The following is a 12,604-nucleotide window of genomic DNA, read 5'->3' on the forward strand; positions in this document are numbered from 1 at the left end:
GCCATTTGGCTGGGATTCACGACCCTCTCCGATGGAGCTCAAGGAGCAAGGCACCTTGGGCGAGCACCTTCTTCACCCAAAGCAGCGCCCATCATGAACACGATCCCGCAGCTCTCGGGCGCCGCGGGTCCCGCCATTGCGTTCTCGATCACGCCCAAAAGAGTCTGAGCGTTCTTGCGAAGCGCTATGGGCTCAACAAGAAGACTTTAGCGAAGTGGAAGCAGCGCGCAGCGGCGAGGGACCTGCCAACCGGTCCGAAAGTCGAGCACTCGACGACGCTTTCAATCGAAGAGGCGATCGTCGTTGCCTTCCGCCGACACACCTGTTGCCCTCGATGACTGCCTCTACGCTCTGCACGCCACGATCCCGCACCTGACGCGCTCGTCCCTGCATCGCTGCCTACAACGGCATGAGATCAGCCGATTGCCCAATGTGAAGGGCGACAATGAACCCAAAAGGAAATTCAAGACCTACCCGATCTGTTGCTTCCATATCAACATCGCCGAAGTGCGTACGGCGGAAAGCAAACTCTATCTTTACGTGGTGATCGACCGGACCAGCAAGTTTTGGCTTCGTCCAGTTGGTTCCCAAAAATTGGCAGGACATTAACGCCCGCCTCTCTCGTCGCACGGATCGCGGCTGTGCCCTACAAAATCCATACTGTCCTGACGGATAGTGGCATCCAGTTCACCTTCCCACTGCGTTCTTTCGATGGCCCCACGGCCACCCACATGACGCACATGTTCGACATGCGTTGTAGTCATAACGGGATCGAGCATAGGCTCACCAAAATCAAGCAACGCCGAACCAACGGCCAGGTCGCGTATCGGCGACTTCCAAAAGGACGCGCGGTGAAGACGACTTGTTAAGCACAGGACCTGGGTTTGGTTGACATCGTGTTGCAGCGGTTCACACCCACAATGCGTCTGACCTACGCTAGTGTTGTCGATCAACGTCATAAGCGACCCATTGATGAAGAAGGGGTGGCAAGGCTCCGAAACGTTCGTGGCGACGGAGCCTTGCCGTGCTCAGGGTTTCCGCCCATTTGCACGTCGATTGTTACATCCGATCAATTGTATATTCAATGCCGGCAGTCGGGGGTTGCGGCTCGTTCTACGAAACGCGGTTCAGAAACCCATTTTTGGGTGGGGCTGAGAAGCAGGGTTTGAAGCAGTATTATGACAACATGACACGACACAGGATAGTAACTTCACCAGCTTATGCGCGGGTGACTGTAAGGCTACTGGTCCATCACGCCGGGTAGCCCAAAAGTGTCATGCATTGTTCGATCAGGTCCTGTGCATTGCGACTGTCTATCAGAAGGCGGATAGGACCTTGGTCGGTCTGAATATTGAGTATGCCCAGTTCTGGATTCTCGGAGAGCGTGTCGATCCGAGTGCGGGATATTTTGGGTGGCTGGGGGTTTTTCGTTCTCCAAAACATCGCGGGATTATAGGGCCTCTGCAATATCTTGCAATGGCCTGCCCGTCGCCGCCTTCAATATCACTCGACAAAGGGGTGGCAGACACCCTGCTCGCCTTCGAAGCGCATTGACCGCTTTCAGGAATGGGCCCGCTAGTGTGGAACGACGGAAATGAAGGCGCAAAGCTGCCTTCGATTCATGCAGGAAAGCAGGAGATCTAAGGACCGCTAATTGCCCTTGAAAAGGTCACCGTAGCTTTCGAGGTCGGTGATCCGTTGATCGATTACACTTGCCCGGCATGTAACGTAGTCCAACACCATCCGTTCCGCGCCCCAATCACCGTTTGCGTAAACCTGGCACGAACCTTCCTTGTATGTGTTCCAGAGGCGCTGCTCCGCCAGCAGATCGGTCTTCGTCTGCCCCGTGCTCTGTCCGTAGATTTCTTTCCAGATCGAGTTCAATTTCTCGTCTTCCTGCTTCAACCACACCTGCCCGCAGCCGCCCCACGCCGCGTTGCTGCCGTCAGACTTGTCCATACATGCTTGCCAGTCCTTTTGCCCCTGGTCGGCATCTTTGGAAAATGCGGAGCCGTTCCCAAAGGCTGCCAGCGACAAGAGAACCGTGAGAACAGTCCATGATCGATTGAATGCTGTCATCCATTTGTCTCCTGAAAGGGCAACGCGCGTCTCCATTGGCAAGTCAAGTTTGCATGCCGCAAAGGTGCGATCAACTATGGAATTTCTAGGTTGTGATGCCATCGTGTGCGGTCTGCAACCTCCTTGTCACTACCGTGACCAATCGAAGAGCGGTCTGACCGCTTCCGGGACCGATGTGGGTATCGTGAACGACCGACATGGGCGCGCGAAGCGGAAAGTGTTCTCAGATGTTTGCTGCTGGAGAGCAAAGGATCGCTCTCAACCGTGCGCCACAAACTGATTGCCAAAAGCTCTATGCACGACCTAGGTCGACAGCCCACCCTTTCTCATGCGGTGCAACCCGTCTTGCAAAGCCGCAGATCGCCATCCAATTGATGGCGATCATTGAGCAATCTGCTCAATCAAACGAGCCGGCCGACGCTTCAGTGAGGTCCTTATAAGCCTCGATCTCCGCCAGGCGCCCTTCCAGTACTGGCGTAACCGCCGCGACCGCATCCGCTCCTGCCATGAACTGCTTGGGCGGATTTTCCATCGTGCCGAGCTGGACCAAGACATCTCCGAGTGCCGCCGGATTGCCTGTCTGCTGGCCGTCATAGGCGGAATAGGCAGCTTCGGCCGAGCCTTCAGCCGCGTAGTCGTCAATCGCGCTCTGCGCATAGCGGACGTTGGCGGAATCCAGCAGATCGGTCCGGAAGAAGCCGGGCGAAACAACCGTCAGTTTGATGCCGAACTGCTCGACCTCGTGGGCGACCGAGAACGTCACGCCCTCCACGCCAAACTTGGCAGCCGCATAGGCGGAGCAATGCTTCAGGCCGATAACGCCGGCGACGGAGCTGATGTTAAGTATCCGGCCGGCACGCTGTCTGCGCATGACCGGGAGGACGGCACGCATGACGTTGACGACGCCAAAGAGGTTAGTCTGGACCTGGCTCTGGAAGTCGGCGGAGCTTATCTCCTCGAAGTTGCCAAGCACGCTGTACCCGGCATTGTTGACCAGAACATCGATACGGCCAAACGCCTCGACCGCCTGAGCGACGGCCGTATGGGCCTGGGCTTCATCGGTGACATCGAGCTGAACCACGGCCAGCCTGTCGCCGGCGACGTCGCTCAGAGCAGTGCGCACCTTGTCGAGATTACGACCGGTGGCCACCACCCGGTGGCGGGCTTTCAGGGCTGCACGGGCTGTCGCAGCACCGATGCCGCTGCCAGCGCCGGTGATAAAAAAAACGTTGCTCATGATTTTTCCTTTCCTTGAGTTGGCACAAAATATCCCGTCCCTCAGCGAGTGATTAGATGGTATTATCGGCATGGACTTAGAAAACAGGGTTATGAATGCGCCGCGAGAACGTGAACGATTTCCTTGCCTTTATCGCCGTTGCGCGGGAGCAGAGCTTTACAAAGGCAGCGGCGCAGATCGGAATTTCCCAATCTGCGCTGAGCTATACGATCCGGACGCTGGAAGCGCGCCTCGGCATCCGCTTGCTGACCCGCACGACGCGCAGCGTGTCGCTGACCGAAGCGGGTGAACGCCTGCTGGCCAGCATCGGCCCGCGATTCGACGAAATCGAAAGTGAGATCGCCGCTCTGAGCGCCATGCGCGACAAGCCGGCCGGCAACGTGCGGATCACGGCCGTCGAGCACGCGGCCGAGACCCTCCTCTGGGCCGGCCTCAGGCGGTTGATGGCGGAGTATCCGGACATCAACATCGAAATCATCAGCGAGTATGGCCTCAAGGATATCGTTGCCGATCGCTACGACGCCGGCGTGCGCCTGGGCGAACAGGTGGACAGGGATATGATCTCGGTGGCGATCGGGCCGGAGTTCCGCTTCGCGGTCGTCGGTGCGCCGTCTTATTTTGATGGACGGACAAAACCCATAATCCCCCAGGACCTGACCGAACACAGTTGCATCCGGCTACGCCTGCCCACCCATGGCGGGTTCTACATCTGGGATTTCCACAAGGACGGTCGCGAACTGAAGGTGCGGATCACTGGGCGCACAGCGTTCAACAGCATCAGCATGATGCGGCAGGCCGCCCTGGATGGCATGGGTATTGCATTCCTGCCCGAGGATCAGGTGGCCGACGCCATCGACGACGGAAGGCTGATGCGGGTTCTTGCGGACTGGTGCCCGCCCCGCCCCGCTTACCACCTGTATTACCCGAGCCGCCGCCAGCATTCACCGGCCTTCGCCCTGGTCATAGAAGCGCTGCGATATCGCGGATGATCCCGGCACTCGATTTCGGATTAAGAAAAGCCCTTTCTAAGCTCATGCGAACTTTACCGACTAATCACTCAATGCCGGACACCTTACCTTGTGATGGTCACAGGCGCATCGCGGCTGAGACGCCAACCGAAGCAAAGAAGGAACGCCATCATGGGCAAGACCACCAACGGCCACGGCCGCAGCCGCCGCAACCTCCTCCTGAGCAGCTCCATCGTCACCGCTAGCCTGCTGCTGGCCAATATGGCCGCTGCTGCCCCTGCCCTGATCCCGAGCACGACCAGCGCCACAGAAACCGGCCAGGTGACGGTCCAGGGCATCGAATTCAAGAACAACGACATCACGATGTCGGGCAACGTCTATTTCCCGAAGGACTTCGATAAGAGCGAGAAGTACCCGACGATCGTCGTGGTGCATCCGGGTGGTGGGGTCAAGGAACAGGCGGCCGGCCTGGATGCACAGAAGCTGGCCGAACAGGGTTTCGTGACGCTCGCATTCGATGCTTCGCATCAGGGTGCCAGCGGTGGCATGCCCCGCTTCCTCGATGACCCCATGAAGCGTGTAGTCGATTTTTACAGCGCTGTCGATTACCTGACCTCGCTGCCTTACGTCGATGCCAACAACATCGGTGCGCTGGGCGTCTGCGCCGGCAGCGGCATTACTGTGAAAGCCTCGATGACCGATCGCCGGATCAAGGCGATCGCCACGGTTAGCGCCGTGGACGTCGGTGCGGCCACCCGCAAGGGCTGGGACGGCAAAGGATCGGAATCCGCCCTGATCGGCACACTGGATGCCGTCGCGAAGCAGCGTTCGGCCGAGGCAGCAGGAGCTGCACCCGTTTACGTCAACTATGTGCCCAAGGTCGGTGATGAGACTGCCCCTCGCGACCTGCAGGAAGCCGCCGACTACTATCTGACCCCACGCGGCGGCTATCCGACCTCGACCAACCAGATGCGCCTGGTCAGCGTCGCCACACTGGCCTCGTTCACCGGGTTTGAAGGTGCCGACACATATATTACCCAGCCGCTGCTGATCGTCGCCGGCAGCGAAGCGGGATCCCTCTGGCATAGCCAGGAACTGAACGCTGAGGCCGCGTCCAAGGACAAAGAGCTGTTCATCATCGACGGTGCCACGCACATGGATCTCTACGACGGCAAGGGTGCCACGGCGGCCGCCAACAAGGTCGGCCCGTTCTTCAAGGCCAAACTCGCAGCCAAGTAATCACACCCCTACAGCGGCCCGGCTAATCGCCGGGCTTCTTTTGTCGCCACGCCCTGCAGAGAGGCTTCCCATGCGTTCCTTGTTCATGACCGGCATCAGCATCGCCTTGATCGTCCTGCCGGCGATCGCCGCCCACTCCGAGAGTCAGGCTACGTTCCCGAAGAACTTTGACAAGTACGTCCTTTACGCCACCTATGACCGCGGATCCTCTCGGGAAGAGGCCTTCGCCCATCCGGACACGCTGGCGATTGCCAAGACCGGCAAGCCGCTTCCGGCCGGAACGCACCTCGTGCTTGGCATCTGGTCAGATTACAAGCTCACCGACTACTTTGTTATGGAAAAGGGCGTGGACTGGGGCACTGAAGTTGCCGAGGAGCTACGCACCGGCAACTGGCACTTCCAGCAGTTCGACACCGGCATGCAGGTTCGGCGCACCGCGATCGCCGAAAGATGCGAAGCCTGCCACCAGGGCGCGGCCGGCAATGACTTCCAGTTCACCGCGGATAGAATGCAGGCCTATCTTCCGTGAGGCCGCTCTTCCTGTTCCGGCTATTTCTCGACTTTCTAGCGATCAGCTTGTTGTTGTCCGCCTTTGCCTATAACGGGACCGGCAACCTAACGCATGAGGTCGCCGGCACCGCGATGTTCTTGCTGCTGATCGCTCACAACGTCTTTAACCGACGATGGTATGGAACACTCAGGAAAGGCCATCCTGAAGCGCGGAGCATGGTGACCGCGGCGATCAATCTGTCGCTGCTTATCAGCATGATTAGCCTGTTGGCCACCAGCCTCATCATCTCGCAGTCAGTGTTCAGCTTCCTACAGATCGCCACCACCTTTACTGCCCGCCAGATCCATACGCTTGTCGGCTATGGCACGCTTCTTATCGCATCCACCCATCTCGGCCTGCACTGGTCGATTATCATGGGCGTGGTTCGCAGCCGGCTTGGCATCGCGCCCCCGAGCAAGGCGGGCGTGCTCATGCTTCGCGCATTGACAGGATTCATCGTCGCCTGCGGCGTCTATAGTCTGGTGGCGGTGGACGTCGCATCGAAACTGGCGATGGAGATGCCCAGCGGATTTGGCACCTATGAAATTGCCACATCTGCGCTGCTTCTGCAGCATGTCTCCATCGTTGGGCTGGGCGTCTCGATCGCACATTACTCCCTGAAAGCCCTTCAAGCCTGCGCAAGGGTGAAGTCCCGCTGACGCTCCGCCACGCCCCGCCGGAGGAACTTGCTCAAGTACGTTGGAGCAAGGAGGATATGACCGTCGGGCTTAGATCGAGGCCAATGACCGCTGATGGTTTGCGGAAATGGCTTATGGAGAAGACCGACCGCTTTCAAGAATTCGCAGGGAAGGTGTTAACGACCGATATGAAGGCGCGAAGCATAAATCATTAGCGAATTGGCATATCAGGCGACCCGCGGCGTGTAAGCGCTTCTGGGTGTCGATGATGTTGTCGGATGCCGGTGCGTGTTTCACTTTGTTAACTGGGTCTGTGCGGTTAGTTTGTTCCCATCGGGATCGCGAAGATAGGCGACGAATGACCCATTCGCCCGCGCCGCCGGTGGGCTTTCTATACCCACCTGCTTCAGCGCTGTCCCACCGAATTTATAACTTTTGGCGAAGCGTCCATAACCGGATTGACCATCTGGCGCAGAGTTGCAATGGTCTGCGAAAAGGTTGCAACCAACGGACAAGCATCAAGAATCACAAGTTGAGGCATGGGAATGAACATGAAATCGTTGTGGGCGGCCGTGGCTCTGTTGGGAGCTTCCGGCGGCGCAGCCTCCGCCATGGAGGGAGGCACCAGCGCGTACCTACTTGGGAGCCGGGATATCGTCGCCGGGATCGTCGGAAAACCGGGATCGACGATTGTCACCAACAACTTTTTCTACTGGCATGGCAACGGTCCGACGCTTGCCATCGGCGGTTTCGCGGTTACCGCGCCGGAAGTTGATATCGCCCTCTACCGGGTCGACATAGCGCACTTCTTCGACACCGAACTTTTTGGGGGCACGCCCGGATTCGTCGTTTCGGTGCCAGCAGGCACGGGTACGCTTGATGCATCCGGCGTCGTCGGCCGCTTCTCCGGCGCCGTCGAAGACAGCAACACCGGTTTCAGCGACCCGATCATCACAGGCATCGTAGGCTGGCATGACGGCAACCTCCACTACAGCGCCGGCGTCTCCTTCTTCCTTCCGTGGGGCAAGTACAATTCCGGCAAGGTCACCGTCGGGCCGCCTCCGGAGATCGACGATTTCCTCAACTACGGCAAGAACCGCCTGACGATCATGCCCGTGGTGTCGGCAACCTACCTCGATCCGGGCAACGGCCTGGAATTCTCCGGTGCGCTCAGCCTCGAGTTTCCGTTTGAGAACAAGGCGACCGACTGGAAAACGGCCCCGATCCTGAATTTCGAAGGCGCGATCCTGCAGCATCTGCCGAATGGTCTGGCCCTCGGCGTCGCAGGTTACGCGTCCACGCAGATCGGCGAAGACAGCGGAGCGGGTGCCGATGCCTTCAGGGATACGCTCGGCGCGGAAAGCCTTAAGGCTCGCGTCTTCGGAATTGGCCCGATCCTTAACTATTCAACGAAGTTCGACGAGACCCCGGTCAATTTCAAGCTGAAGTATACGCACGAATTCGCCGCAAAGCGCCGCTTTGAAAGCGATATTTTCCAAGTCTCGGCCAACGTCTCGTTCTAAAGGGCAGCCGTTTGCTCACCACGGCAGCGGCAGCGCTGTCTGCTCGAAGGGCCTGTCGCCGGATCGAACGGCGGTGATGCCAGGATTTCTTCATCGAAAAGGACTGTCGCTATGTCGGTATTCAAAAAACCCAGCGCGGAACGTGCCGCAGGCAACGCCCTTCTCCCCCTCACTCTTTCACTGGCCCTTTCGCTCGCGGCTATCGCCTCGCCGGCCTATAGCCAGTCGGTACCGACAGACGGTTCCGTTCTGCCGTTTCCCGCCGAGCCGATGAAGGGCGTCGCAAAGCCGCGGCTGCAGGATTCGACCATGCAATGGCCCGACCCGTCGCAGAGGCTGCCTGCCAACGCACCCAATATCCTCATCGTCCTGCTTGATGATGTCGGCTTCGGCATTGCCGATACGTTCGGCGGTGAAGTCCACACGCCGACCCTGTCGCGCGTTGCCAGCGAAGGCATCAGCTTCACAGGCTTCAACACGACGTCGATCTGCTCGCCGACGCGCGCGGCCTTGCTGACAGGACGCAATCATACCCGCGTCGGGTCCGGCACGATCGCCGAGCGCGCTGTCGCCTTCGACGGATATACCGGCGTCATTCCGAAAGAAGCGGCCACGATCGCGGAAGTCCTGAAGGATTACGGCTACCACACGTCCGCCTTCGGCAAGTGGCACAACACACCAGCCGTCGAGACGACATCGATCGGCCCCAAGGACCACTGGCCGAACAGTTACGGCTTCGAGCACTTCTACGGCTTCCTGGGCGGCGAAACGTCCCAGTGGGAGCCGCGCTTGACGGAAAACTTCGATTCCGTCGAGCCGCCCCATGATGATCCGAAATACCACCTGACGGAAGATCTGGTGAACAAGGCGCTGAAATGGGTCGATGACTACCGCGCCTTCGATCCGGCCAAGCCGTTCATGATGTACTGGGCACCCGGCGGCGTGCATGGTCCGCATCACGTCTTTGCCAACTGGGCCGACAAGTACAAGGGCAAGTTCGATGGCGGCTGGGATGCCTACCGCGAGCGCACCTACAAGCGCCAGCTCGAGATGGGCGTCATCCCCGCCGATACGAAGCTGACCGAGCGTGATCCGACAATGGCCTCGTGGGACAGCATTCCAGCCACGCAGCGCCCCTTCCAGGAACGGCTGATGGAACTCTATGCGGGCTTCGTCGAGCATACGGATGCCCAGGTCGGCCGCCTGCTCGACGGCATGGCGGATCGCGGCCTGAAGGACAACACGATGGTTGTCTACATCTTCGGCGACAACGGTTCGAGCGCCGAGGGGCAACAGGGCTCGATCAGCGAACTGCTCGCCCAGAACAACATCCAGAACACAGTCGAGCAGCAGATCGCAGCGCTGGATAAACTCGGGGGGCTCGATGCCCTGGGAACGGGAAAGACCGACAACATGTACCACGCCGGCTGGGCCTGGGCGGGCAGCACGCCGTTCAAGGGCACCAAGCTCATGGCATCTTATTTTGGCGGCACCAGAAACCCTATGGTGATCTCCTGGCCCGGCCACATCAAGCATGACGGCAAGTTCCGCCAGCAATTCCACCATGTGGTCGATATCGCCCCGACGCTCTACGACGTGCTGGGCATAAAGCCGCCGAAGGTGGTCAATGGCTTCGAGCAGATGCCGATCGACGGCACCAGCCTCGCCTATACCTTCAACGACGCCTCGGCTCCGACCCATGTGAAGGAACAGTTCTTCGACAACAACGCCTCGCGCGGCCTCTATTCCAACGGCTGGTTTGCCGCCGCCAAGGGGCCGTTCATTCCCTGGGATACCCCTGGTTCGGCCAAGCGCCTTGCAAACTGGGACTCGGCCAAGGATGAGTGGGAACTCTACGACCTGAAGACCGACTTTTCGCAGGCCACCGACCTCGCCGCCAAAAACCCGGAGAAGCTGGAAGAGCTGAAGAAGCGCTTCCTTGAGGTTGCCGAGGAGAACAAGGACTTCCCGATCGGCGCGGGCAATTGGCTGAGACTGCACCCGCAAGACCGGGTCAAGTCACAATACAATCAGTGGACGTTCAGCCAGACGACGCGCCGCATGCCGGAATTCGCGGCCCCCGGCGTCGGCCGTCAAAGCAATGTCGTGAAGTTGGACATCGATATCGGCGAGAGCGCCAATGGCGTGCTCTATGCGGTCGGCGGCGCAGGCGGCGGCCTGTCCGTCTACATGGAAGATGGCAAGATCACCTACGAATACAACATGATGATCATCGAGAACTACAAGGCGCAGACGGAAAAGTTGTCGGCGGGCAAGCATGCGATAGAAATATCGACCTCTATTCCGAAACCGGCCGGTCCTGCTGATGTCGTGATCACGATTGATGGCAAGGAGGCTGCCAAGACAACCGTCAAGCGCACCGTGCCGGCCGCCTTTACGGCTACCGAATCCTTCGACGTCGGCGTCGATCTCGGCTCGCCCGTATCCGAGGCATATTTCGACAAGCGACCATTCGAGTTCAATGGCACGATCGCACAGTTGAAGGTTGAATTGACAAACTAGCATACAGGCGCGCCCTGCGAACTGGGTCGCAGGGCTCAAGGCATCTTGAAAATCATTCCGGGAGACCATCATGAACATGAAGACCCTTCGCGCCTTGGTTCTGCAGACTGCGGTTCTTGCGGCCATTCCAAGTTTCACGCTGGCGCAATCTGTGCTGTCACAGGCCGAGCGAACGAGCGAAAGCATGGAACCCGCCCTGGTCCACGCCGACCAGGCAACAGCAGCTCAGAAGAAGCTGGACGAACTCATGACCCGCACCGGCCGGCGACCGAATATCGTCTGGCTGGTCGTCGATGACATGGGCTATGGCGATCCCGGCGCGTTTGGCGGCGGGGCGGCGGTGGGCGCCGCCACGCCCAACATGGACCGGCTGGCCCGTGAAGGCCTGAAGATGACCTCCACCTATTCCCAGGCCACCTGCACGCCGACACGCTCCGCGATCCTCACGGGTCGCCTGCCGGTGCGCACCGGCCTGACGCGCCCGATCCTGGCCGGCGACAAGATCACCAAGAACCCGTGGGCCGATGAGACGTCGCTGCCGAAGCTGCTTGGCGAAGCGGGATACAAGACCGTTCTGTCCGGCAAGTGGCATGTCGGCGAAAGCGTCGGCATGCGGCCACAGGATATCGGTTTTGACGAGTTCTATGGTTTCTACGAGGCCGAGAAGGAAATCAGCCAAGGCGTCGACAAAAGGCGTTATCCCGATCTTGTCCTCAATCCCGAACGGTTGGCGATGCTGAAAAAGACCGGTTCGAGTACGGCGCTCGTTCATGGGTTCAAGGGTGGCGAAACCAAAGATGTCGAGCAGATCGACAGCATCGAGAAGATGGCCGAAGGCGACCGGATGCTGAAGGAATTCAGCGTCGCGAAGATCACGGAGCTGGCCAGCGGCACGGCACCCTTTTTCCTCGAACATGCCTTCATGAAGGTGCACGCCGACAACTTTGCCTCCAAGGCCTTCGAAGGCAAAAGCGCCAGCAAGTATCCCTACAAGGATGATGTGGTCGAAGTGGACTCCTATATCGGCGAGATTGTCGATGCGCTCGACAAGGCAGGCGTGCTCGACAACACCTTCATTTTCGTGACCTCCGACAATGGTCCGCAGCTCGATACCTGGCCGGATGCCGGATACACGCCGTTCCGCGGCGCGAAAGGCTCAGCTTGGGAAGGCGGCGTCCGCGTGCCGGGCATCGCCTACTGGCGCGGCATGATCAAGCCCGGCCGCGAGAGCGATGATCTCTTCGATCTGATGGACCTGTTCAATACATCGCTTCACGTGGCCGGCGTGGCGGACAAGATCCCGACCGACCGCTATATCGACGGCATCGACCAGACCTCGTTTCTGCTGGCCGATGACGGCCAATCAAACCGCGAGAAGGTCTATATCTGGAACGAACAGAACTTTATGGCGATGCGCATGTATGAATACAAAATCCATGTGAAAGTGGTGCAGGAACAAGCCCAGTGGTTGAACATCGACATGACCACCGTCAGCGATGTCGGCCTCGCACCGTGGCTGTTCAATCTCTACATCGACCCCAAGGAACAGTACCCCGTTGGTCACCGCATGAACGCCTTCCTGGCCTCGATGGCAGCCGAAATGAAAGCCCACGGCGCGACCTACAAAAAATATCCGCCGAAGAATATTGGCCTCGGGCAATAGTTATCCATACAGTCTGCCCATCTGGCTACCCGCTTCTGGGGCGACATAGCCGCCTGACCGCTTGTAGGAGCTTGACGTAGTCGGGCTGAACGACCGAAATGACGGCGCAATCCTGCCATCGTATCCAACGCCCACAATGAGGGTAGTGTCCGTTTGTGGGAGCGACTCCGACGAAACTTTGGGC

The 12,604-nt window shown here is 59.1% G+C and carries 10 protein-coding genes and 2 pseudogenes; 9 read left to right on the top strand and 3 right to left on the bottom strand.

Annotated features, from left to right (window positions below; genetic code table 11):
- Positions 1-143 precede the first annotated feature (143 nt).
- Together ACSQ3J_RS04215 and ACSQ3J_RS04220 are read left to right on the top strand one after the other, a co-directional pair.
- Positions 144-821: pseudogene (locus ACSQ3J_RS04215) on the top strand (IS481 family transposase); the annotation flags it as partial.
- A 514-nt stretch (positions 822-1,335) separates the two neighbouring features.
- On the top strand, positions 1,336-1,554 hold the full coding sequence (locus ACSQ3J_RS04220) for a hypothetical protein (protein WP_436038703.1): 219 nt from the start codon (positions 1,336-1,338) through the stop codon (positions 1,552-1,554).
- 96 nt (positions 1,555-1,650) lie between these two features.
- Here ACSQ3J_RS04220 and ACSQ3J_RS04225 read toward each other — a convergent pair whose 3' ends face one another.
- The gene (locus tag ACSQ3J_RS04225; protein WP_436038704.1) at positions 1,651-2,115 is read right to left on the bottom strand and encodes a lysozyme inhibitor LprI family protein; all 465 of its coding nucleotides are present in this window, start codon (positions 2,113-2,115) and stop codon (positions 1,651-1,653) included.
- Positions 2,116-2,476: 361 nt separating this feature from the next.
- Positions 2,477-3,316: an SDR family oxidoreductase gene (locus tag ACSQ3J_RS04230; RefSeq protein WP_436038705.1), complete on the bottom strand. Its 840-nt coding sequence runs from the start codon at positions 3,314-3,316 to the stop codon at positions 2,477-2,479.
- Between the two features lie 95 nt (positions 3,317-3,411).
- On the opposite strand from ACSQ3J_RS04230, the gene ACSQ3J_RS04235 reads away from it, so the two are divergent.
- The 4 genes from ACSQ3J_RS04235 (at position 3,412) to ACSQ3J_RS04250 (ending at position 6,732) form a co-directional block, all read left to right on the top strand.
- Complete coding sequence (locus tag ACSQ3J_RS04235; protein WP_436038706.1) at positions 3,412-4,305, top strand: LysR family transcriptional regulator; 894 nt, start codon at positions 3,412-3,414, stop codon at positions 4,303-4,305.
- 150 nt (positions 4,306-4,455) lie between these two features.
- A complete protein-coding gene (locus ACSQ3J_RS04240) occupies positions 4,456-5,523 on the top strand; it encodes an alpha/beta hydrolase (protein ID WP_436038707.1) in 1,068 nt (355 codons plus the stop codon).
- Positions 5,524-5,608: 85 nt separating this feature from the next.
- The gene (locus ACSQ3J_RS04245; protein WP_436038708.1) at positions 5,609-6,052 is read left to right on the top strand and encodes a cytochrome P460 family protein; all 444 of its coding nucleotides are present in this window, start codon (positions 5,609-5,611) and stop codon (positions 6,050-6,052) included.
- Positions 6,049-6,732, top strand: a complete 684-nt coding sequence (locus ACSQ3J_RS04250; protein WP_436038709.1) for a DUF4405 domain-containing protein — start codon at positions 6,049-6,051, stop codon at positions 6,730-6,732. Before ACSQ3J_RS04245 ends, ACSQ3J_RS04250 begins: the two co-directional genes overlap by 4 nt.
- Before the next feature lie 272 nt (positions 6,733-7,004).
- Here ACSQ3J_RS04250 and ACSQ3J_RS04255 read toward each other — a convergent pair.
- Positions 7,005-7,139 (bottom strand): annotated as a pseudogene (locus ACSQ3J_RS04255) (VOC family protein); the annotation flags it as partial.
- 123 nt (positions 7,140-7,262) lie between these two features.
- Between ACSQ3J_RS04255 and ACSQ3J_RS04260 the strand changes: the two are divergent.
- From ACSQ3J_RS04260 to ACSQ3J_RS04270, 3 genes are all read left to right on the top strand, one after another.
- Positions 7,263-8,234: a SphA family protein gene (locus tag ACSQ3J_RS04260; RefSeq protein ID WP_436038710.1), complete on the top strand. Its 972-nt coding sequence runs from the start codon at positions 7,263-7,265 to the stop codon at positions 8,232-8,234.
- Positions 8,235-8,345: 111 nt separating this feature from the next.
- The gene (locus tag ACSQ3J_RS04265; protein ID WP_436038711.1) at positions 8,346-10,757 is read left to right on the top strand and encodes an arylsulfatase; all 2,412 of its coding nucleotides are present in this window, start codon (positions 8,346-8,348) and stop codon (positions 10,755-10,757) included.
- Between the two features lie 70 nt (positions 10,758-10,827).
- On the top strand, positions 10,828-12,420 hold the full coding sequence (locus ACSQ3J_RS04270; protein WP_436038712.1) for an arylsulfatase: 1,593 nt from the start codon (positions 10,828-10,830) through the stop codon (positions 12,418-12,420).
- The last annotated feature ends 184 nt before the right edge of the window (positions 12,421-12,604 follow it).

This window comes from Rhizobium sp. LjRoot98 (genome assembly GCF_964252935.1).
Taxonomy (GTDB): domain Bacteria; phylum Pseudomonadota; class Alphaproteobacteria; order Rhizobiales; family Rhizobiaceae; genus Pararhizobium.

What these genes read in the sequence shown, in the direction of transcription:
- ACSQ3J_RS04225 (WP_436038704.1), bottom strand. Translation starts at nt 2,115, where the DNA reads ATGGAGACGCGCGTTGCCCTTTCAGGAGACAAATGGATGACAGCATTC.
- ACSQ3J_RS04230 (WP_436038705.1), bottom strand. Translation starts at nt 3,316, where the DNA reads ATGAGCAACGTTTTTTTTATCACCGGCGCTGGCAGCGGCATCGGTGCT.
- ACSQ3J_RS04235 (WP_436038706.1), top strand. Translation starts at nt 3,412, where the DNA reads ATGCGCCGCGAGAACGTGAACGATTTCCTTGCCTTTATCGCCGTTGCG.
- ACSQ3J_RS04240 (WP_436038707.1), top strand. Translation starts at nt 4,456, where the DNA reads ATGGGCAAGACCACCAACGGCCACGGCCGCAGCCGCCGCAACCTCCTC.
- ACSQ3J_RS04245 (WP_436038708.1), top strand. Translation starts at nt 5,609, where the DNA reads ATGACCGGCATCAGCATCGCCTTGATCGTCCTGCCGGCGATCGCCGCC.
- ACSQ3J_RS04260 (WP_436038710.1), top strand. Translation starts at nt 7,263, where the DNA reads ATGAAATCGTTGTGGGCGGCCGTGGCTCTGTTGGGAGCTTCCGGCGGC.
- ACSQ3J_RS04265 (WP_436038711.1), top strand. Translation starts at nt 8,346, where the DNA reads ATGTCGGTATTCAAAAAACCCAGCGCGGAACGTGCCGCAGGCAACGCC.
- ACSQ3J_RS04270 (WP_436038712.1), top strand. Translation starts at nt 10,828, where the DNA reads ATGAACATGAAGACCCTTCGCGCCTTGGTTCTGCAGACTGCGGTTCTT.